This window comes from Devosia sp. Root436, assembly GCF_001426345.1.
Lineage (GTDB): Bacteria > Pseudomonadota > Alphaproteobacteria > Rhizobiales > Devosiaceae > Devosia.
Map to the genome: position 1 here is coordinate 215925 of NZ_LMEM01000011.1, position 20110 is coordinate 236034.

20 protein-coding genes are annotated in these 20110 nt (G+C 61.1%); 7 read left to right on the forward strand and 13 right to left on the reverse strand.

All coding sequences use genetic code 11. From position 1 onward, the window contains the following. Nucleotide 1 precedes the first annotated feature (1 nt). The 4 genes from ASD04_RS19615 (at nucleotide 2) to ASD04_RS12185 (ending at nucleotide 4036) form a co-directional block, all read left to right on the forward strand. On the forward strand, nucleotides 2-184 hold the full coding sequence (locus tag ASD04_RS19615; protein WP_082531178.1) for a hypothetical protein: 183 nt from the start codon (nucleotides 2-4) through the stop codon (nucleotides 182-184). 19 nt (nucleotides 185-203) lie between these two features. Continuing rightward, the gene (locus tag ASD04_RS12175; protein WP_056257158.1) at nucleotides 204-2024 is read left to right on the forward strand and encodes a heavy metal translocating P-type ATPase; all 1821 of its coding nucleotides are present in this window, start codon (nucleotides 204-206) and stop codon (nucleotides 2022-2024) included. A 6-nt stretch (nucleotides 2025-2030) separates the two neighbouring features. Then, on the forward strand, nucleotides 2031-3284 hold the full coding sequence (locus ASD04_RS12180) for an MgtC/SapB family protein (protein WP_056257161.1): 1254 nt from the start codon (nucleotides 2031-2033) through the stop codon (nucleotides 3282-3284). Between the two features lie 104 nt (nucleotides 3285-3388). Beyond that, nucleotides 3389-4036, forward strand: coding sequence for a BON domain-containing protein (locus ASD04_RS12185; RefSeq protein WP_056257163.1), 648 nt, complete (start codon nucleotides 3389-3391; stop codon nucleotides 4034-4036). A 291-nt stretch (nucleotides 4037-4327) separates the two neighbouring features. On the opposite strand, the gene ASD04_RS12190 is transcribed toward ASD04_RS12185, so the two are convergent. The 4 genes from ASD04_RS12190 to ASD04_RS12205 all read right to left on the reverse strand — a co-directional run bounded on the left by ASD04_RS12190 (nucleotide 4328) and on the right by ASD04_RS12205 (nucleotide 8208). Continuing rightward, nucleotides 4328-5395, reverse strand: a complete 1068-nt coding sequence (locus tag ASD04_RS12190) for an HWE histidine kinase domain-containing protein (RefSeq protein ID WP_156461228.1) — start codon at nucleotides 5393-5395, stop codon at nucleotides 4328-4330. Nucleotides 5396-5734: 339 nt separating this feature from the next. Next, entirely contained in the window at nucleotides 5735-6442 is a 708-nt protein-coding gene (locus ASD04_RS12195; protein WP_056257167.1) for a VIT family protein, read from the reverse strand. Between the two features lie 234 nt (nucleotides 6443-6676). Next, nucleotides 6677-7483, reverse strand: a complete 807-nt coding sequence (locus ASD04_RS12200) for a universal stress protein (RefSeq protein ID WP_056257170.1) — start codon at nucleotides 7481-7483, stop codon at nucleotides 6677-6679. A 203-nt stretch (nucleotides 7484-7686) separates the two neighbouring features. Next, nucleotides 7687-8208, reverse strand: coding sequence for a GNAT family N-acetyltransferase (locus tag ASD04_RS12205; protein WP_082531180.1), 522 nt, complete (start codon nucleotides 8206-8208; stop codon nucleotides 7687-7689). 146 nt (nucleotides 8209-8354) lie between these two features. Here ASD04_RS12205 and ASD04_RS12210 point away from each other — a divergent pair, with 146 nt between their 5' ends. Next, the gene (locus tag ASD04_RS12210; RefSeq protein WP_056257172.1) at nucleotides 8355-9869 is read left to right on the forward strand and encodes an acetyl-CoA hydrolase/transferase family protein; all 1515 of its coding nucleotides are present in this window, start codon (nucleotides 8355-8357) and stop codon (nucleotides 9867-9869) included. Nucleotides 9870-9969: 100 nt separating this feature from the next. On the opposite strand, the gene ASD04_RS12215 is transcribed toward ASD04_RS12210, so the two are convergent. From ASD04_RS12215 to ASD04_RS19435, 4 genes are read right to left on the reverse strand one after another with little or no spacing between them, the layout of a single operon-like run. Continuing rightward, a complete protein-coding gene (locus ASD04_RS12215) occupies nucleotides 9970-10371 on the reverse strand; it encodes an OsmC family protein (RefSeq protein WP_348271019.1) in 402 nt (133 codons plus the stop codon). 47 nt (nucleotides 10372-10418) lie between these two features. Continuing rightward, nucleotides 10419-10799, reverse strand: a complete 381-nt coding sequence (locus ASD04_RS12220) for a hypothetical protein (protein WP_056257177.1) — start codon at nucleotides 10797-10799, stop codon at nucleotides 10419-10421. A gap of 16 nt (nucleotides 10800-10815) precedes the next feature. Continuing rightward, nucleotides 10816-11571: an SDR family oxidoreductase gene (locus ASD04_RS12225; protein ID WP_056257179.1), complete on the reverse strand. Its 756-nt coding sequence runs from the start codon at nucleotides 11569-11571 to the stop codon at nucleotides 10816-10818. Between the two features lie 26 nt (nucleotides 11572-11597). After that, nucleotides 11598-11762, reverse strand: coding sequence for a hypothetical protein (locus ASD04_RS19435; RefSeq protein WP_162245122.1), 165 nt, complete (start codon nucleotides 11760-11762; stop codon nucleotides 11598-11600). Nucleotides 11763-11956: 194 nt separating this feature from the next. Between ASD04_RS19435 and ASD04_RS12230 the strand changes: the two genes are divergently transcribed. Beyond that, nucleotides 11957-12775, forward strand: coding sequence for a universal stress protein (locus ASD04_RS12230; protein ID WP_056257182.1), 819 nt, complete (start codon nucleotides 11957-11959; stop codon nucleotides 12773-12775). A 130-nt stretch (nucleotides 12776-12905) separates the two neighbouring features. Here the strand turns inward: ASD04_RS12230 and ASD04_RS12235 are convergent, their stop codons facing one another. From ASD04_RS12235 to ASD04_RS12250, 4 genes are all read right to left on the reverse strand, one after another. Next, nucleotides 12906-14159, reverse strand: coding sequence for a glycerate kinase (locus ASD04_RS12235; protein WP_056257185.1), 1254 nt, complete (start codon nucleotides 14157-14159; stop codon nucleotides 12906-12908). A 188-nt stretch (nucleotides 14160-14347) separates the two neighbouring features. Continuing rightward, nucleotides 14348-15223 (reverse strand): D-2-hydroxyacid dehydrogenase, encoded by an 876-nt coding sequence (locus ASD04_RS12240; RefSeq protein ID WP_348271020.1) that lies wholly within the window; start codon nucleotides 15221-15223, stop codon nucleotides 14348-14350. Between the two features lie 184 nt (nucleotides 15224-15407). Continuing rightward, the gene (locus ASD04_RS12245) at nucleotides 15408-15926 is read right to left on the reverse strand and encodes an ureidoglycolate lyase (protein WP_162245128.1); all 519 of its coding nucleotides are present in this window, start codon (nucleotides 15924-15926) and stop codon (nucleotides 15408-15410) included. A 235-nt stretch (nucleotides 15927-16161) separates the two neighbouring features. Then, nucleotides 16162-17562: an amidohydrolase gene (locus ASD04_RS12250; RefSeq protein WP_056257191.1), complete on the reverse strand. Its 1401-nt coding sequence runs from the start codon at nucleotides 17560-17562 to the stop codon at nucleotides 16162-16164. A gap of 304 nt (nucleotides 17563-17866) precedes the next feature. On the opposite strand from ASD04_RS12250, the gene ASD04_RS12255 reads away from it, so the two are divergent. After that, nucleotides 17867-18781 carry a LysR family transcriptional regulator gene (locus tag ASD04_RS12255; protein ID WP_056257193.1) on the forward strand — a complete coding sequence of 305 codons (915 nt, stop codon included), beginning with the start codon at nucleotides 17867-17869 and terminating at the stop codon, nucleotides 18779-18781. A gap of 159 nt (nucleotides 18782-18940) precedes the next feature. Here the strand turns inward: ASD04_RS12255 and ASD04_RS12260 are convergent, their stop codons facing one another. Next, nucleotides 18941-20110, reverse strand: coding sequence for an aminotransferase class I/II-fold pyridoxal phosphate-dependent enzyme (locus ASD04_RS12260; protein ID WP_056257196.1), 1170 nt, complete (start codon nucleotides 20108-20110; stop codon nucleotides 18941-18943).

Sequence of the window (20110 nt, forward strand, 5' to 3'; positions counted from 1 at the left end):
CGTGGCGATCAATCGCGAATGGCATGCGCTCAACAAGCTGCCAAGAGGCGCGACGCTGGACGAGCGCCTGACCTGGCACATCAGGCACGCTGCCAATTGCAGTTGCCGTGACATGCCTCCAGCCATAAAACGTGAACTGGAAGCGCGCGGCCTGACCGCTCCAACCCCTCGTAGTCTCAAGTAGAGCGGGCCCAAGGAGTGTGATGCAGCGCCTGTCTCCTCTATTGCTGGTCTTCATCCCGATGCTTGGCCTGGCGGTTGGCGCCACCTTCTGGTGGAACGCGCTGGAAGCAATGGCTCGAGCCGCATGGACCATCGCCACGCTGCCGGTACTGATGGCCCTGTTCGTCCAGATCGTTACCTCCCTGCGTCGAGGGGATGTCGGCCTCGATGTCGTGGCGGCTTTATCGATGTCGGCAGCCCTGGCCTTCGGGGAGCCGCTTGCCGGCAATGTCGTCGCCCTGATGTATGCCGGAGGCCAGCTGCTCGAAAGCTTCGCTCAAGGCCGGGCGCGTCGCGAGATGACGGCACTGCTGGGACGGGTTGCCCGCACCGCGATGCGCTTCCGGGGATCGATGCTTGAGGAGACGCCCATATCCTCGATCGTGCCGGGCGACCGGCTACTGATCCGCGAGGGCGAAGTTCTCCCTGTCGATGGTCGCGTTGCGGGCGCATTCGCCCTGCTCAACCTGTCGGCGCTGACCGGAGAATCCGTGCCACAGCGTATTGCCATCGGTGGCGAGGTGTTGAGCGGGGCCACCTCGACTGGCGCCGCATTCGAATTGATCGCCACCCGCGTCGCGGCCGAAAGCACCTATGCCGGCATCGTGCGGCTGGTCGAGGCTGCGCAGCGCAACAAGGCGCCCATGGTGCGCCTCGCCGACCGCTACGCCATGGGGTTTCTGGCATTGACGCTCGCGATTGCAGGCGCGGCCTGGATTGGCGCGCAGGACCCAATCCGTGCCCTCGCGGTCCTGGTGGTGGCGACGCCCTGCCCCCTGATCCTGGCGGTCCCGGTTGCCATCATCTCCGGAATGTCGCGCGCGGCCCGCATTGGCGTGCTGGTCAAGAGCGGCGGCGTGCTGGAGACCCTGGCCCGGATACGAACCGCCATCCTGGACAAGACCGGAACACTCACCCATGGTCGCGCGACCATAAATGCCATCAGGACAAGCAACGGCTTCTCCGAGGTCGAGGTGCTGCGCCTTGCCGCCAGCCTGGACCAGGCCTCAGGTCACGTCGTGGCCGCAGCCCTGATAGAGGCTGCCACCGGCCGTGGCCTTGCCCTTTCGGCACCGAGCGAGATCGACGAGACACCAGGACTGGGCATTGCAGGGACCGTGGAAGAACGGAGGGTGGTCGTTGGCGGCGAAGACATGGTGCAGCGTTCGGTCGGCGGCACAGACCTGGAGGACCTGCTTGCCGGGCTTGCCCCGGCAGCCATGACGGTGGCCGTTGCGGTCGACGGCAAGGTCGCTGGTGTGATCGTGCTGGAGGATCGGGTACGGGACGACGCCGCTGCCATGCTGACCGCCCTGCGGCAGGCAGGCGTTCGGCGGATCGTTCTGGCATCTGGTGACAAGGTCGAAATCGCCCGCGTTGTCGGCGAGCAGATCGGCGCCGACCTGACGCTGGGCAATCTCAGTCCCCAGGACAAGATCGCGGTGGTGGAGGCCGAGGCGGCGGCAGGTCCGGTGATGATGGTTGGCGACGGCGTCAATGATGCACCCGCACTGGCGGCTGCCGACGTCGGCGTAGCGATGGGCGCGCGCGGTACCGCCGCGTCATCGGAGGCGGCCGCAGTGGTCGTGCTGGTGGATGAGCTGAAACCGCTGGCTGCTGCGATTGTCATCGCCGGGCGAACGCGCAGCATCGCGTTGCAGAGCGTCTTCGTGGGACTGGGGCTTTCGTTGGCCGCCATGATTGCAGCGGCCCTCGGCTACCTGCCTCCCGTACAAGGTGCGCTGCTGCAGGAAGCGATCGACATTGCCGTCATTCTCAATGCCTTGCGGGCCCTGCGGTAGAGCGCCATGGAGCAGGCAGAAGTCTTGAGCCGCCTGGGGGTATCACTGGCCATCGGCCTGCTCGTCGGTCTTGAAAGGGGGTGGAGCCAGCGCGAGGAGGAAGATCATCAGCGCGCTGCCGGGTTTCGCACCTTCGCCCTGTCTGGCCTGTTGGGCGGCGTGGCCGGCCTGGTTTCGCTGAGCGCCGGTGGTGTCGTCCTCGGCTTGGTCTTTGTTGCCTATGCGGCCGCGTTTGCTGCCTTTCACTGGCTTGAGGCCACGACGGACAGCAACCTCAGCGCCACCTCGGTCATCGCCGGTCTGCTCACATTCTTGCTCGGCGCGCTGGCCGTTCTCGGTGACGTCGGTGTTTCGGCCGCCGCCGCCGTGGCAGCCGCGACACTGCTCGCCTTTCGGGAGCAGATGCACCGCTGGGTTGCCAATCTGACCTGGGCGGAGATCAGCTCTGTTCTGATCCTGCTGGCAATGACATTCCTGTTGCTCCCGCTGTTGCCGGATCGGACAATCGATCCGTGGAAAGCCATCAATCCCCACGAGGTCTGGCTCCTCACCATCCTGATTGCTGGGATATCCTTCGTCGGTTACGTGGCGATGAAGGTGTTCGGCAATCGCATGGGCATATTGCTGGCCGCCGCAGTCGGCGGCCTCGCTTCCTCGACGGCTACGACGCTGGCGCTCTCCAGGGTGGGCAGGGACCACTCGAAGTCATCGCGATTGTTGGCTGCCGGCATCCTCCTGGCCGGCGTTGTCATGATGGCTCGGGTCACCGGTATTGCGTTGCTGCTCAACGCGCCGCTGGTAGCCGGGATCATCTTGCCGATCGCTTCCGCCGGGGCCGTGCTGGGCTTGAGCGCATTGCTTCTGGCGGTGGGGCCCAGCGACCCAACCAGTCCGCTGATGACCGCATCAAACCCGCTGGCCATTGGCACCGCCCTTAAACTGGGCGCCGTCATCGGGGCCGTGATGCTGGCGGTTGGATACCTGCGATCCGTCCTGGGCTCGGCCGGTGTGCTAATCGTCGCCGCCATATCGGGGATGGTGGACGCCGATGCGGTCACCTTGTCGATGGCACGTCTTGGCGGCGATGCGGTCGATTTGCAGACGGCCGGTCAAGCGATCATGGTTGGAGTCGCCGTCAACACACTGGTCCGGGCCGGCATTTCGCTTGTGCTCGGTGGGTGGCGGCTCGGCCTGATGGTGGCAGCAGGCAGCCTGACGGCACTCGCCACGGGGCTTGTCGTCGCGTGGCCGCCGTTCTGACGGCTGCAAATCTCAGGCTTGATCTGCGTCAATACCCCGCGCCCGGGCAAGGCGTTGAATGGGTCGTCAACGGCGCGAGCCGCCCCACTCAATGGAGATTTCGAATGAGCGACAAGACCCTGAAACAGGATATTCTTGACGAGCTGGACTTCGAGCCCAGCATCGACGCTGCCGATATTGGCGTGGCCGTGGAAGACGGCATTGTCACCCTCACGGGGCACGTAACGACCTTTGGCCAGAAGATCACCGTCGAGAAGCTGGTGGCCCGGGTGAAGGGGGTCAAAGGCATCGCCGTCGAAATCGACGTTCGGTATCCTGGCACTGCCGGCAACTCCGACGACGAGATCGCCAAGCGCGCCGTCAACATGCTGAAGTGGAGCAATTCCGTCCCCGCTGACAAGGTCCAGGTAAAAGTCCAGGACGGCTGGGTGACCCTGACCGGTACGGTTGACTGGAACTATCAGAAGACCGGCGCCGCTGACGCCGTCCGCGACCTTGCCGGCGTCATCGGCATCTCCAACCAGATCGCGCTTCGTCCCCGCGTCTCCTCGATCGACGTCAAGAAGCACATCGAGGACTCGCTCAAACGCAATGCCGAGTTGGAAGCCAAGTCCATCCGCGTCAACGTCGCCGGCAACAAGGTGATTTTGGAAGGCAACGTCAAAGCCTGGTACGAGCGGCGCATCGCCGAGCAGGCCGCCTGGGCCATTCCGGGCGTGACCATGGTCGATGACCGGCTGACCATCGCTTGAACGAGGAGAAGGACTGCCGGCGGGCTCTATCCACCGGCAGTCGCAGCTTCGCCTGCGTCATCACGCGACATCCTTGCCGATGCGATCATTACGAGGCCGCATCAGAACCTCACGCACCTTATTGCGGATGCTTTTCGAGCGCGCAAAACCACCCTTGCCGGCCGGCGTTCCGATCTCGATGCCGGCGCTGAGCTACTGACTGAAGCGAAGTCATAACGCCCCGCGGAATCTCTGCCCCAAGCACCAATGACCAGGACTCTGAGGAGGCCTTGCAGGCTTCTGCAAGCGTAGCTAGCCTCCAAGCGACGCGACTGGAATGTTCAGCTGTGTGGTCCAGCCGCTGGAAGAGACCTGACGCTCTACGCGTCCTCCAAATTCGGCCTCGATCAGGCGCGCAACGAGCGTTGTGCCGAAGCCCTGCTTAGGGGCGGAACCATGGAACTGGCCGACCTCCTCGCGCCAGGACAGGTTCAGCATGGCGTCGGCCTTGCGCCATTCGATATACAGCCTGTCCTCGGGGCGCTGCAGGGCGCCATATTTCATGGCGTTCGTCGCCAGCTCATGAAAGACCAGCGCCAACACCTCCGAAGGCCGTTGACCAACGGTCAGTTCCGGACCGGTCAGCGCAATCCGGGCACGCTCGTCCTGGGTCCACGTGAACGGAGCCAACACGGCCTGAAGGATGTCCTCAATGCTCAGCGCAGTTGGAGATCGAGACTGCGGCGCGTTGAAGGCCAGGTCGATCACCGAGGAGAGGGCCAGTATCCTTCCCCGCAGGCTCTCCTCCATCTCCCTGGGCGTGGAGGCTCCACGGGCGCTGAGCGAAACCAGGGCGGCCACGGTCGCCATAAGGTTCTTGACGCGATGGCCCATTTCGCGCGCGACCGTCTCCTGATGCGCCAGTTCCAGGCCGAGGGCCTTCTCCTGGGCTTCCGATGCCCTGGCGCGAAAATGGTCTGAGCGATCCGACACCACGGCGAGGACGAAGTGGGCGTTGCCAGCCGACAGCGCCCTCAACCCTACCTCGACCGGAAAAGTGGAACCGTCCTTCCGTTGCCCCTGCAGGGCCCTCCCGCCTCCCATCGTTCGAGTTTGCTCTGACTCGACGTATTGCGACCGAAGACCGGCATGGCCACCGCGCAGCCCGACCGGGACGAGCATATCGACGGACCGATCAAGCAGGCTCCCGGGTTCATAGCCAAACTGGCGGTCGAGTTCGGCATTGGTGATCAGAACGGTCCCATGCTCATCGACGACGACGGCACCGGCCGGAATGGCATCGATAAAGTCCTGAAACGATAGTGTAAGGCTCGCCAAAATCTGGGACCCGCCGGGCTGATTTCCGATGCGATCATCCATCGCCGCACTCTCTCGCAATGTTTGCCTCAGGACCGAGCCTAGCAGCGACGAATTCTCCGTTCTTGACGCCGATCAAGGCTGTCGAACGATGGTACCCCGTTCGCCCCTGACAATTGCCGTGGCGTCGGCCAGCCTGCCGAGCAGCGAGACGACCTTGATCTCGAGAATATCCGCGGGCGCCGGAGAGGCGACGCCCGGCGCCCTTTGTCGCCATCGCGTGCGACGGCCCAGCCACGCTCGGCTGCGAGCCGGCCAGCGGTGCGCTCCACCAGTTTCGATATGCCGAACCTGGACAGACGGCCCATCTGCCGCCGTGCCGACGGCGGAGCTTGCGACTCCCTAAACGTTTACCCCGAATAAACGCCCAATAAGCGCAGTTACGGCCATGGCGGCGGCGCCCCAGAATAGAACCCGCGCCGTAGGGCGCAGTTTTGGTGCGCCACCGGCCTGCGCGCCCAGCGCCCCCAGCCCCGCCAGGCAGATCAGCGTTGTTCCGACAACGACAGGAATAATCGTGCCGGCGGGCGCCAGCATTGCCGCAGTCAGCGGCAGGGCGGCAGCGACCGTGAAGGTCAGGCCCGAGGCCAACGCCGCCTGCAGCGGATTGGCGCTATGGACTTCGGAGAGGCCAAGCTCGTCCCGGACATGGGCCCCAAGTGCGTCTTTCTCAGTCATTTCCTTCGCAACAAGTGCAGCTGTTGTCGGGGAAAGGCCCCGCGACTCGTAGATGGAGGCCAGTTCCGCTTCTTCCTCGACGGGCGTGTCGATCAAAGCCTGCTTCTCGCGAGCTATGTCTGCCCGTTCGATATCGGATTGCGAGCTGACTGAGACATATTCCCCTGCCGCCATAGACATGGCACCGGCGGCAAGCCCGGCCACCCCGGCGATTAGAACCGGTCCCGGGCTGGGGTCCGCGGCCGCTACGCCGACGATCAGCGACGACACCGAGACGATGCCGTCATTGGCCCCCAGCACGGCGGCACGCAGCCATCCGGAGCGGTTAATGAAGTGAATTTCGTCATGAGCGGATTGATAAGGAGGCGACATTTTCTCTCACCATGATGTGCGGTCGTATCGATGCAATATTGTCTGCGTGCCATCTGCAACAGCTCGAAAATTGAGTCGCGGACCATAGCCGGCCCACTCCGAAGATCGTGATGAGCCGTCGAACATCGCCGGTGCTCATGGTGAAAAGTGCGCAGGGCAAGGCGAGGGGCAGCGCCCCCAACGCGGGCCGTACCCAATGCACGCTTCCCCCAACATTGTGTCTGCCCTACCGCGCTACCGTGCCATGAATACCGCAACATCGGCATGCGCCAGGACGTGCCGCGTGGTGCCACCCAATACCCATTCGAGGAACCGAGAATGGCCGTACCCGCCCATGACCAGCAGATTGGCGCCAACACGGCGAACCTCGTTGAGCAGGGTCTGCCCCGGACCATCCGGCGCCGCGTCCACAGTAGAGATCACGGCCGAAATCCCATGCCGGCTCAGGTGACGGGCGATATCTCCGCCGAACGCTGCGCCCTCGCCCTCGCGGACGACTGCGACGATGACTTGACTGGCTTGCTTGAGGATGGGCATGGCCTCAGCCACCGCCCGTGCCGCTTCCCGGCTGCCGTTCCAGGCAACCAGGATCGTTCCAAAACCCTTGGCTTCGCCCTTCGGAGGGACGAACAGGCAGGCTCGGCCGGAACCGAACAAGACGGCCGTTTCCATGTGGACTTCGTCGGCCGGGTCCCCATATGGACGTGTGGCAACGAATACATCAGCCGTCCGAGCCTCCGCGGTCAGTGCCTGACCGGCTGTTCCCGACAATACGTCGAGGCGACGAACTTCGTGGGGGAGGCGGAGGCGCTCGAAGCGCCCTGCCAGCCGCCGCAAAGTCTCGGTTGCTCGAGCATTGGATGCTTCGAACAACTCGTCCATTGCGACCGTTCCGCCGAGATAGGTGCCCACGAGCTCGGGCATCATATGGACATAGAGGCCCGTCAAATGCGCCTCGAAGCGCTCTCCCATGGTTTCGGCATAGGCGAGACGAACCTCGTCCTCTTCCGATCCGGTCAAATGAACCACGATGTCCTTCATCTATTTGCACTCCCGCCTGGGCGCTGTTTGCGCTGAACGCCGGGTGGCAACGATCGTGACCACTGACGGCTCGTCCAGGCAAGCTAGCCGCGCTGGTGAAGCATGTTTTGTCCTGGATCAAATTCCGGGTTCGGAGCGGCCGACCTCGGTTGGCGTCATGGAGCGAGCACCGGTGCGTATCCGGTTCCCCGGGGTACGGTGTCTCAACTTGGCGCCGACAACGTTTTCTCAAGCAGGACCAAGGTGGAGTCGCCCGGGTAGGCGCTGGCGGTAAAACCCATTTCCCGCTCCAGCTGGATCGCCGATACGTTGGACCGGTCCTCCAATGACTGGAGGCGCGTCACGCCTTTGGCCTCCGCATAGCGGGTCACGTGTCTCAGCAGCTCCCAGCCTATGCCGCGGTTCTTGTAGCCGGCGCTGATGGATACCGCGACCTCCCCGGTCTCAAGACCCGCGTCGCACGCGAGCATGGCGGTCGCTATGATAGGGCCCCCATCCTTCTCGAAGGCGACGAAACTTTCCGCTTGGCGATGATCGACATCGGTCATCTGGGCGAGACGGTCGTGTCCCACCTCCTTGACGCTGGTGAGGAAACGAAATCGCAGATCCTCGGGCGTGACGTGTTCGAAGAAGCCATGCAAGGCCGCCTCGTCGGCCGGACCAGCGGTCCGCACGCGAAACTTGAAACCGGTGTGGGTAGTGAGTTCGCCGTTCCAGTCGGTCATGATCTTCGATCTCCATTCCTGTCGTTCCCTGGTCATCGCCCGGAACAAGTCGGATCCTAGCCGATCGCTCGGAAGTGCTTTTGACCGAAGTCAAATCGCCAGAAAACCTTGGGCGTAGGATGGGGCAGGCCATCCAAGGACCTCCAATGCTCACCGACCGAATTCGCCTGTTCCCATTGATGGAGCGCATCGTCACCGCCGACCAGGCGGCGGCCCTGATCAAGGACGGGATGATGGTGGGCATGAGCGGCTTCACTCGGGCCGGCGACGCAAAGGCAGTACCGCTGGCGATGGCGCGGAGGGCGCAGAAGGAGCCCTTCCAGATAACGCTCGTGACGGGAGCATCGCTTGGCAAGGACGTGGACCGTGTTCTGACCGAGGCCAAAATCCTGAAGAAGCGCATGCCCTTTCAATCCGACCCCACGCTCCGCGCCGCCATCAATCGCGGCGAGGTCATGTTCGTCGACCAACACCTTTCCGAAACGGTGGAACACCTGCGGTCCGGGCAATTGGGCCCAATGGACTACGCGATCATCGAGGCGACGGCGATCACCGAGGAAGGCGGGATCGTGCCGACGACTTCGGTAGGCAACTCGACAAGCTTTGCGGCCCTTGCCGAGAACCTGATCATCGAGATCAACCTGAGCCAGCCGCTCGCCTTGGAGGGTCTGCACGACATCTACACTCCCACAAGGCGACCTACACGGGAGCCGATCCCAATCGTGGCTTGCGACAGTCGGATTGGGCTTGCCTATATGAGGATCGATCCATCGAAGGTGGCGGCGATCGTCATCACGGAGCAGGCCGACAGTGCCGCAGTGCTCGAGGCGCCCGGCCCCGAAACGGATACAATCGCCGAACACCTCATCGCCTTCTTCGTCCGTGAGACCGCCAAGGGGCGTCTGGATCTTCGCGCCAGCCCCCTGCAAGTGGGCATCGGCAACATTGCGAATGCAGTGCTCTCAGGGCTGGCATCGGGACCATTTGAACGATTGCAGATGTACAGCGAGGTGCTGCAGGATAGCACGTTCGCCCTTCTCGACTCCGGCAAGCTGGTCTTCGCTTCGGCCTCATCGATGACGCTCAGCGAGGAATATGCCGGCCGAGTGCTGAAGAACCTGGGGAAATACAGAGACCGTTTGGTGCTGCGCCCGCAGGAGATCAGCAACCACCCCGAGGTCATCCGGCGCCTGGGCATAGTGGCCATCAACACCGCACTCGAGTTCGATATCTATGGCAACGTCAACTCGACCCACGTGAACGGCACGGACATGGTCAACGGAATAGGCGGTTCCGGCGACTTCGCCCGAAATGCTTACCTCTCGATCTTCGTGGCCAAGTCCGTAGCCAAGGATGGGGCGATTTCGTCGGTGGTGCCGATGGTATCGCATGTGGATCATACCGAGCACGACGTCGACATTCTCGTGACCGAGAATGGCCTTGCCGACCTGCGCGGGCTGGCGCCCAGGGAACGCGCTCGGATGATCATCTCCAACTGTGTGCATCCTGATTACCGCGAGCAGCTTGGCGACTATTTCGAGCGGGCGCTCCGTCGAGGGGGGCATACGCCTCATGTCCTGGAGGAAGCCTTTTCATGGCACCTCAGGCGCAAGGAGACCGGCACCATGCTGGCCCACAGCACGATAAAGCGAAGTGCGTAGCTCCCAGCGCCGGCGTTATGCGCCAATGCGCCTGCCTGACCTCGGCGTCGGAAGGCCTTTCCGACCGTGTCCTGGACATGCTGGCGGATGACCGAGGCCATCAGGACTTCCGTGTGATGCGGCCATCCAGCGCTAGAGCCAGAGCAAGCGTGTTCGATATTGTGCCGTAGCGTCGAATGTTCCTGTGCAGCAGCTCGAGCCGATGTTCGCTTTCGTCGGTCTCGACCGTCACGAGGTAGTTGATGGCGGTGATCTGCGGAGGCGTGTCTTGACGCACCGCATGCAGTTGGACCTTCATGCTTTGCAGATCGAACCCGAGCAGCGGCACGGCCCGCTCCGCACTCTTGATGATGCAGGCCGCCAGCGCGCCCAGCAAAAGTTCCACGGGATTGAGGGCGTCGACGCGCCCTTCCAATGACGTATCAAGCGCAACCTTCGCCTGCCTGACCATGGCCAGACTGCCGACAGGCCCCAAACGTTCCGCGGTAATCGAGTATTCCAACAACTCATTCTCCTGAGCGGGCAGCCCAAGGCGTGCAAGGGCGGCGGTTAGTCGGGTTGTACCGAAACGACACGAAACGCATGCGTCTTGCCATCGTCCTCTCGGATGGAGACATATTCTCCGGGGACGAACCGCTCCTCGGAAAGCCTGAATCCCACCTCATCGTCGCGCGTGCTCGCGTCGGAATAGTCGAACACCCAGCGCCCACCCGGGCCCCGCACAATGCGGCCGCGAGCCTGCTCCTCGCCTGGCCTGTTCCTGACCACCCGGCACCAGTCCAACATGTCGCGATGGCCGGCAGCATCGATATACCCTTCGCCGGTCAATGGCAGGTAGAGGCGGTATCTGTGATTTTGGTCGCCGGCCGGGTGACCGGGTTCACGGGCCAGTTCAAGTTCGATGCGATGGAGGGTTGCCTTGGTGGTCATCTTGAAGCTCCTTGCACTATTGCGCTGTGTAGGCACCATCGACGAGGTGATAGCTACCCGTGATAAACGACGCCTCATCCGACAGCAGGAACGCTGTCAAAGCCGCGACCTCAGTTGCCGTCCCAAGGCGGCCCACCGGATGCATTCCAGCGATCGCGGTCAGTGTCGCCGCATCGAGGTTCTTGGATAGGAGCGGCGTGTCGATGAATGCCGGGCCGATCGAATTGATGCGGATGCCGTGCCGCGCATATTCGATGGCCGCCGCCTTGGTGATGCCCACAACACCATGTTTGGCTGCGACATATGCCGGTGCGTTGGCGAATCCGACTGTGCCGAGGATGGAGGCCATGTTCACGATGGCTCCCCCGCCGGAGGCCAGTATGGCCGGGATCTGGTAGCGCATACCGTAGAACACGCTGTCGAGATTGGTGGCGATCACCTTGTGCCAACTGTCGAGCGGATACTCGCCCGTCGGCGCGCTGGCGCCTGCTATGCCGGCGTTGTTGACAGCAAAATGCAGCCCGCCATACTGGCGCCGAGCCGTATCGACCATCGCCTCGACCTCCACCGCGTCACTGACGTCGACCGCAATGCCGGTGGCCGCGCCACCTTGGGCGATGATGGCTTCTGCGACCTTCCTCGCGCCATCTGCGTCAAGGTCGGCAACCAGGACCTTGGCGCCAGAGCGGGCGAGCGTATGGGCAATGGCAGCACCGATGCCAGATGCTGCGCCGGTGACGATGGCGACCCTGTTCTTGAAATCGTAGGCCATAGGAAATCTCCTGGGATGCGGGATGGTCAGGTGAGCGCTGGAGCGAAGTGGGCGCCGACGAAATAGGGCCACACGATCAGGCCGAGCAGGCCCATCCAGAAATTGAGATGCAGGTAGCCGATCGTGAACAGCCAGCCTGCAAACCAGAAAGCACCCAGAGATGTGTGTTGGGTAACCTTGATGCGTTCCATGATCATGCTCCAGGCCGCACGAACCAGGGGCGTCGCCGTTCGTCGGCACTCTCTCAAAGCATGCCGACGCCCCTCCAATTTTGATCTATCGCAAATCGGGGATCGAAGGCCGTCGCCGGCTGCGAGCTTGATGCACATCAAAACGGAGGCTCTATCCGCCGATAGGATGGCTTCAACGCGATTGGGAGTTGGACATGGAAATCCGGAATATTGCAGTTGTGCTTGATGTGGACGCGATTGACGCGGACTTGGTGGCCCTTGCGAGCGATCTTGCGCGCCGCAATCATGCAACGCTGATCGGCATGGCAGCAGCCGAACCACCCCTCCTATTGATGGGCCCGGACGGCGGTGACGCTGCGGCAGCGCTCTACATCGAGCAGCGCTCCCAGATCGAGGCATCCCTGGGCGTCGCCAAGCAGAACTTCGCGGCGCTTGTCTCCTCCGGGGTGAAGCACCAGTGGGCCGGTGAGGTGCAACGACCCGACATTGCGGTTATCGGGCTGGCCCGCAGAGTCGACCTGATAATCGTCGGCTCCCCGGCCGAACCGGCTCCAATTGGCCAAGCCATCGACATCGGCGCTGTACTCCTTGGATCCGGCCGCCCGGTTCTCATTGCGGCAACCGGACAGCGGAGGCTGAGGGCCGGCAAGATCGTCGTGGCATGGAAGGACACGAAGGAAGCTCGCCGCGCAATCGTTGACGCGATGCCCTTCCTGAAGGCCGCCGACGAGGTGCTCGTTGTGGTGGTCGATGAAGGCAACCTGGCAACTGAACGCGCCAGCATGCTCGATGCGGTCGCCTGGCTCCAATCGCATGAGGTCAAGGCCCGGGGTGACGTGCTCCCTGACACGGGCGGGGCCGCGCAGACCATTTGTCGGGCGGCAACGGCGGCTGCAGCGGACCTCGTTGTCAGCGGAGCCTACGGTCACAGCAGGTTGCGGGAATGGCTCCTGGGTGGCATGACGCGCGAACTGCTGGCCACGCCCGGGATCAGTCGACTGCTTTCCAACTGATCTGTCGTCCCCATCATAGAGTGACGGTTTCAACTGCGAGCAGTGCGAGTATCCAGGCCGCAAACGCTCGCTGCATCGGCCAAAGGCGCTCGGTCGCTGACGTGGCGACAGCCCTTCATGGCGTCGACACCTAGCGCACGACGATGGCCCGAAAGTCGTTGACATTGGTCCCTGTTGGTCCAGTCATCACCAAATCTCCAATGGCGGCGAAAGCGCTGTAAGCATCGTTATTGGCCAACGCCGCTAGCGGATCGATTCCGGCCTTTCTGAGTCGCGAGGCCGTGGTACCGTCGGCATGGGCGCCGGCATTGTCTTCTGAGCCGTCAATACCATCCGTGTCAGCAGCAAGCGCCGAAATCCCCTCGTGTCCATCAATGGCAATGGCGAAGGCCAGCAGGAATTCGCTATTGCGTCCACCTCGGCCATTTCCGCGCAGCGTGACGGTTGTTTCTCCACCCGAGAGCAGAACGACGGGCTTCTTGAACGGGCGATTGCGGGAGGCAATTTCACGGGCGATAGCAGCATGAACCTGGGCGACATCGCGCGCCTCGCCCTGGATGCTGTCGGACAGAATGACAGCTTCAACGCCCTGCGCCCGCGCCAGGTCAGCCGCAGATTCCAGCGACAGGGCGGCCGAGGCAATCGTGCTCACGCTATTGGCGGCAAAAGCGGGATGGTCCGCGCGCGGCGCAGCGTTGTCCCCACTGTCCAGCAAGGCCACGGCGGCAGGCGGCAGCGTCAAGCGATACAGGGCGGCATATTTTCGGGCCAGTTCACGTGTGCCCGCCAAGGCAATGGTGGGCCCGGACGCAACAGTGGCCGCGTCGTCGCCTGGCACGTCGGACACCGCCAAAGTCGCTACGCGCGCCGGGCTTGCATGCACCGCCAGACGGCCGCCTTTTATGGTCGAGAACTGGTTGCGAATGAGATTCATTACCGCTATGGGCGCGCCTGAGGCCAATAGAGCCCGGTTGATGGCCTGCTCATCCCCCAGGCTCAGGCCAGGCGCCGGCGCGGGCAACAAGGCAGAGCCACCACCCGACATCAGGGCCACCACCAGGTCGTTGCGCTCCAGATTAGAGACAATTTCCAGAATACGACGGGCGGCTATAAAACCAGCTTCATCGGGCACCGGATGAGCGGCTTCGACGATCTCAATGCGCTCACAAGGCACAGCGTAACCATAGCGGGTAACGACAAGACCGCTTAAGGGGGCATCCCAGGCTTCTTCAAAGGCTTTGGCCATTTGCGCGGACGCCTTCCCGGCGCCAATGACGACGGTACGGCCAGCAGGCTTATGGGGCAGATTGCGGAGCACTGCCGAGGCGGGTTGCGCCTTGGCTACAGCATGCGTGAACAGTGCTTCCAAGAGGGTGCGATTCATATTTGAATCCGAGGCTGATGGAGACTGCTCTCACCGGATTTTACCGCCGAAGTAATTGTCGCTGCGGTTTTGCCCTGCCTGCGACACGACTGTCGCAGCGAGAGTGTTGGTGCTGACGGAGCGGTGCAGCTAAAGCGTGTGGATAGCCCCGACGGAATGGCGAACAGCTTCGGCCGATAGTCGTTCGGCTACCAGCTCGCACCGCCTGTGCCCACAGCAGCCTCGATATTTGCGACCAGCTGAACCACGAGCGTCCGCATCGCTTCGTCACTGGCCCAGGCCACATGCGGCGTGATCAGTACGTTCGGCCGGTCGGTCAGCGCCAACAGGGGATTGTCTTGCGCAGGAGGCTCCATCGTGAGCACATCAAGGGCGGCACCGGACACATGCCCCAACTCCAAAGCGCGCGCCAGATCAGGCTCGTCAATCAACGCCCCCCGCGCCGTATTGATGACCAGAGGCTTTCGCACCATTCTTGCGAACTGGGCACTTCCCAATAGGCCCCTGGTTTCCGGTGTGAGCGGGCAATGTAAGCTGATGACATCAGACTGGCTCAAGACATCCTCAAACGCGGTATATCCCTCCGGAATCTGCTCGGCCCCCTGACGCGCGGCAAATACAACGTGCATGCCAAACGCCTGGCCCAGCCTTCCTACAGCCTGACCTAATGTCCCACGCCCGAAAATCCCCAGGGTAGAGCCGGCCAGGTCGCGAATGGGGTAGTCGTGGAAGCAAAAGTTGCGCGAACTAGTCCAGCGCCCTCTTGCAACCGAACGGTGATAGGCATCGATGCTCCTGCGCAACGCAAGCATAAGCGCCATAACATGTTCGGGCACAGAGGTAGCCGCATAGCCGCGGACATTGAGCACCGGGATGCCAAGCTCTGCAGCGGCCACGCAATCGACGACATCCGTGCCCGTGGCGGCGACTCCGATAATCTTGAGGTTTCCTGCGTGCTCCAAGGTTGCGCGGTGAAGTGGCACTTTGTTGGTAATAACAATTTCCGCATCGCCTATGCGTGACAGAATGTCTTCGCGCTCTGTGTGGTCATAGGTTGTCAGCACGTGGGGAAATCGAAACGCAGGAATTTGTATGTGCGACGCGATGCTGCCCCTATCGAGAAAAACAACAGACATTTCTTTAGGCAGGGACGGCATTAATACCCACTCACAAATCGCGTAACGGGAGAACTTTATCTAGGCAAACGCTGCTGCGACTGCCTTCGCTGGAAGGAGTCAGACTTGCGTTTCAGACGAGCTGAATATCTTCGCCACTGGCGGCAAAGTCGTACAGAACACTTCGTTCCGGGACTGCCACGGGACTATCAAACAACTCGCTTTGGGTTTCCTTGTCGGACAAGAACAAGAATAGGCCCGGATCCTGGCCCAGTGGGTAGGCGTCGACGGCGTGCCACGTTCCCGTTTTGAACATAACGCCTTGTCCATCAATCCTGAATGCCCGCAGGTCTCCGGGTGTCGGGACATCATCAGTTGGCGCCGCTACGACAATAACAGTTGGCGACCCGCCAATGTGCATGCGCGACTCTGTGACATGCATATGCTTCTCGATTTTCCCGACCTTCATCGGCTGCTGCTTGAAGCTCAGGATCTGAACAATAACAGGAGCGTCGCATTGCCAGGGAAATCTATGCAGGCTTTTGGTTGGGAGGTCGAAACTCGGAGTCTGCAAGGGCTCTAAAATCAAACCAAAAGGCTCAAATGCCTCTGCGGTAAGCGGTTCTATTTCGATATTATAGGTTTTGCTCAATGCATGCTCCTTCAATTCGCCGAATTCCTTCGGCATCGAGTGACGCGTAAAAACAAGACGGTAGAACCGCTACAATTTCGGTGATCCTACCCGTGGACGAGCGTTGGCGATGCAGTCAAATTTGACCCGGCAATGTTGCTCCCTGGGCAGCGCTGCGCACAAAGGATCGATTGGCAGGAGCGACCACCCAGCGGCGCCGGAGCGCTGGGCTGATCGTTCCAAAGGATGAGGCTGGCTATTCAGCAGGCAGCGGAGGAAGAACGTCGGCCGGAATGGGGCACTGATAGACCTCGCCGTTAAAGTATTGACGATGGTCGTCCTTGGCTTTTTTCAGAACCTGAGGTTGCGTAGCGGCTTCGATCACGCTTGCCGCCATCACCTTCGCGGCATGAAGCATACCCTTATGGGCAGCCGGCAGCTTGCCTTGTGAGACCAGCTGCCATGAATGAAACGCGGTATCTCGGGCAAACGCCGCTACCCAGACCTGCGCCGTGGGCACCACCACAGACACATCGCCCACATCGCTTGACCCCAGCGATGGGCTGGCTCGCACGGCAAGCGGCGTTACGTCGGTGTCGAGCGCTGCGTTCTGTCGCAATAGACCTTCTTTGTCGACGAAGCGGCCAGCCTCCCGCATATCATCGTCATCGAATTTGGGTGCGCCGAAGGTCAGAAGCTGCTGGTACATGAGTTGGGTCAATGCAGGATTTGGGCGAAAGGGCGACATACCCGATTCAATTTGAAAATCGACGCTGGTCTCCGTCATCATCGCCGCACCCTCCGCCACCTTCTTCACGCGCGCGGTCAGGGACTGCAGCCGTTCAATGGTGGGAGACCGCACGATATAGGCCAGTTCGACGCTGGACTGCACTACATTGGCTGCCGTGCCGCCTGCACTGCGGTACGCATAATGAATGCGTTCTTCACCGCTCATATGTTCGCGCAGATAATTGACGCCAACATTCATGAGCTCTGCTGCATCCAGAGCGCTGCGCCCTTTTTCCGGCGATATAGCCGCGTGCGAGGCCCGCCCATCAAACTGCACCTTCATTTGCAAAAAGGCGTTGGTGCTATTGGCATGTGCAGAGGTATGAGAGGCGGGATGCCAGGTAAATGCCGCATCCAGATCGTCAAAGGCACCAGCGCGCGCCATAAAGGCCTTGCCGCCACCGCCTTCTTCAGCGGGACAAGCGTAGTAGCGCACAGTGCCTTTCAAACCATTTCTTTCCAAAACTTCAGCGGCAATGACAGCGGCTAACGCAGCACCTGTTCCTAAAAGATTGTGCCCACAACCATGCCCGGGCTTGCCGGGATCAAGTGCCTCCGGCCGGTCAGCACCGGCGACCTGGCTCATGCCCGCCAATGCGTCAAACTCCCCCAGGACGCCGATTATTGGTCGGCCTGCACCTCGTTCTGCTATAAAGGCAGTGGGCAGCCCTCCTATTGCTGACTTAATTTGGAACCCCCCTCGGCGCAGAGCGTCAATCTGGGCAGCCGATGATCGCTTTTCTGCAAAGCCCATTTCCGCAAAGCCCCACACGGCATCCGATAGCTCTATGAAGCGTGCGGCATGAGAATTGAGCGAGGTCTCCACTTCTTCTATTAGAGCAACCGATAAACCAGAACCTTGCGACATTCAGCGCCCTTCCAGGTATGCATATGCCTTCCAGTTTGACCGAATGTGCGCGCCACGATAGGGGCCATTTTAGCCCGGTGCAGTTGCTTTTTAAGCAACGCGCTTCTCGGGATGCGAGGACATGAGGCAAAACATCGGGCACCAGAAGGCCGTTGGCCTTGAATGGGGAAAGCTTATGGTGCATTCACGCGAAGAGCAGGCATGCCCGCCACTGTCTTGCCCTGCTGAATGTTTTTCGTCTGACGGCATGAAGCCTCGTCGACCGCTCACTGCCGTCGATCAGGCTTTCTAAGCAGGAGCGGACATGCAGGAAGTCAACCAGCGTCGGCTCCGGTATTTCTACAATGTCGTGGTAAGCGGCTCGATCCGCGGTGCCGCGGAAGTCCTTAATACAGCGCCCTCCGTGATTACTCGCCAGTTGCGACTCCTTGAACAGGAGCTGGGCGTAAAGCTGTTCGAAAGGGATGTTTCTGGAAGCAAACCCACAGAGGCCGCGCAGTTTTTACTTGACTACTGGCATTCGTCCCGCGTGCTCATCGAAATTCTGGAAGAGCGCATAGAAGAGACTCAGGAGTTGAAACGCGGCCGCGTCTTCGTGGCCCTGTCAGAAGGTTTCCTGGACGATTTCGTCGATAACGTGCTGATGCGTTTCAATCGGGATTTCCCGAAAATAGAACTGGCTGTGAATGTGCTGTCGGTTGGCGAGATCGTGGAGCAGGTGGCATCCGATATTGTCCATATCGGTATTGTCTTCAATCCTCCCAACACGCCGCACATTAAGCCCTTCCTGCACGCGAACGTCCCCATCAGGCTTTTTGCGAGTACAGAGCATCCCCTGGCGAAGTCAAAGGGGCCAGTCACCGTGGCAGAGGCGCTCCGCTATCCAATCGCGACGATGCCTCACATTTTCGGGCTGGGACGATTGACGGAATTGCTGGCGGAGTCCGAACGCACCTCTGCCAATGTCGTGTTCACGTCGAACTCTGCCCGGTCTATTGCTCATTTCATCCGCAACGGAACGGCCGTTAGCTTCCTCGGGTCGCGTCACGTGGTTGCTGAGTTCGGCGACACCACCCTTGCCGCCATTGAAGTCAAGCATCCCCTGCTCGAGGGCAATTATGCCAACGTTGTGGCCAGAGCGGAGCGCACGCCGACTAAAGCAATGAGCACCCTCATTGACTACATAGCAAGGTACTCTGAGATTTTCGGCGCTCCGTGACCTGCAGCCTTTTATCAGGAGCCGACAGATATGCCGGCTTTTCCAAACGGTTGTTGGGGTATGGCGAGTGGAGTTCGGCCCTGGTTTTGCGGCGCCCGTATGCAGCTCGACTGAAGGGGGGCTAGCGCCCCGTTGATGACGCAGCTTGGCGAGGTCGAATTACTGCCGACTGGCCACGACCATTCTGTCGATAATGGCGTTGAGGATGTGTGCGGAGGTTGCAAAATTCAGCCGCACGAAAGCTTCGCCTCCAGGCACAAAGGTTTCGCCGGCGCTCAGCGCCACTCTGCCTTTGCTCAAGAAGTGCTCGAAAGCAGAAGTAGGAAGCTGGAGTTTGCTGCAATCCAGCCACGCCATATAGGTGCCTTCCGGCGGATGAAACCGCACCAAGGGCATTTCCTCGGAAATTCGCGCGGTTAAGACGTCGCGCATCTGACGCAGATGAGCGGTGACTTCGTCCAGCCATGACTGCCCATGCAGAAAGGCTGCGATTGTCGCCTGTACGCCAAATGGATGGCCGGGAGTTATCACCCGTTTGGGAAAACATGTCAGAAAGGTTTCCTGCAGCGCGGCGCTTCCAAAATGCACAAAAGCACACTTCAATCCCGCCAGGTTGAATGTTTTGGCTCCCGAGCAAAGTGTCACCGTCCGCCGCGCTATCTCGGGACCTAGGGTCGCCATCGGAATGTGGGTTTTTGCCGAGAGGATGAGTTCAGCATGTACCTCGTCCGAGACAATGATGAGATCGCGTTCGAGCGCGATATTGGCCAAACCTTCAAGCTCGGCCTTGGTAAAAACCCTCCCCGTAGGATTATGCGGATTGCAGACGAACAACATCCGTGTGTTCGGCGAGAGGGAGCGTTTGACTGCTTCCAGATCAAAGACGACGCCCGTCTCCAGGTTCTTCGCCTCGATCGCCACGAACTCGCGCCCGTTTGACGTAATGGCGTCTCTGAATGGGGGGTAGCATGGCTGTTGAACGATGACGGCATCGCCCCGGGTTGAAAATGACAAAAGCGTCGCCGAAATCGCCTGCAGTAAATCAGAGCAGACCACAACGTCCTGGGGCATTATTGACCAGCCGAACAAGCGAGTCATTCTGTCGGCGAAGACTTCGACGGCATGGTCTGGGGTGCCTGCCCCCGTTCTGGCGGGATAGCCGTATTGCTGTCCATCGACGATGCTGACCAAAGCGTCGTGCACCGCCGGCGCAACGGCAAAATCCATGTCAGCAACGAATGCGGGCAACACATCTGTCGGGTATTGGCGCCACTTCAATCCCCCACGCTGGCGCAGGTCACGTTCAGTCATTTCAAAGTTGTTGCGCAT

Bases quoted from the DNA above. Each gene is read 5' to 3' on its own strand.
- ASD04_RS12175 (WP_056257158.1), top strand. From the start codon at position 204: ATGCAGCGCCTGTCTCCTCTATTGCTGGTCTTCATCCCGATGCTTGGC.
- ASD04_RS12180 (WP_056257161.1), top strand. From the start codon at position 2,031: ATGGAGCAGGCAGAAGTCTTGAGCCGCCTGGGGGTATCACTGGCCATC.
- ASD04_RS12185 (WP_056257163.1), top strand. From the start codon at position 3,389: ATGAGCGACAAGACCCTGAAACAGGATATTCTTGACGAGCTGGACTTC.
- ASD04_RS12190 (WP_156461228.1), bottom strand. From the start codon at position 5,395: ATGGATGATCGCATCGGAAATCAGCCCGGCGGGTCCCAGATTTTGGCG.
- ASD04_RS12195 (WP_056257167.1), bottom strand. From the start codon at position 6,442: ATGTCGCCTCCTTATCAATCCGCTCATGACGAAATTCACTTCATTAAC.
- ASD04_RS12200 (WP_056257170.1), bottom strand. From the start codon at position 7,483: ATGAAGGACATCGTGGTTCATTTGACCGGATCGGAAGAGGACGAGGTT.
- ASD04_RS12205 (WP_082531180.1), bottom strand. From the start codon at position 8,208: ATGACCGACTGGAACGGCGAACTCACTACCCACACCGGTTTCAAGTTT.
- ASD04_RS12210 (WP_056257172.1), top strand. From the start codon at position 8,355: ATGCTCACCGACCGAATTCGCCTGTTCCCATTGATGGAGCGCATCGTC.
- ASD04_RS12220 (WP_056257177.1), bottom strand. From the start codon at position 10,799: ATGACCACCAAGGCAACCCTCCATCGCATCGAACTTGAACTGGCCCGT.
- ASD04_RS12225 (WP_056257179.1), bottom strand. From the start codon at position 11,571: ATGGCCTACGATTTCAAGAACAGGGTCGCCATCGTCACCGGCGCAGCA.
- ASD04_RS19435 (WP_162245122.1), bottom strand. From the start codon at position 11,762: ATGGAACGCATCAAGGTTACCCAACACACATCTCTGGGTGCTTTCTGG.
- ASD04_RS12230 (WP_056257182.1), top strand. From the start codon at position 11,957: ATGGAAATCCGGAATATTGCAGTTGTGCTTGATGTGGACGCGATTGAC.
- ASD04_RS12235 (WP_056257185.1), bottom strand. From the start codon at position 14,159: ATGAATCGCACCCTCTTGGAAGCACTGTTCACGCATGCTGTAGCCAAG.
- ASD04_RS12250 (WP_056257191.1), bottom strand. From the start codon at position 17,562: ATGTCGCAAGGTTCTGGTTTATCGGTTGCTCTAATAGAAGAAGTGGAG.
- ASD04_RS12255 (WP_056257193.1), top strand. From the start codon at position 17,867: ATGCAGGAAGTCAACCAGCGTCGGCTCCGGTATTTCTACAATGTCGTG.
- ASD04_RS12260 (WP_056257196.1), bottom strand. From the start codon at position 20,110: ATGCGCAACAACTTTGAAATGACTGAACGTGACCTGCGCCAGCGTGGG.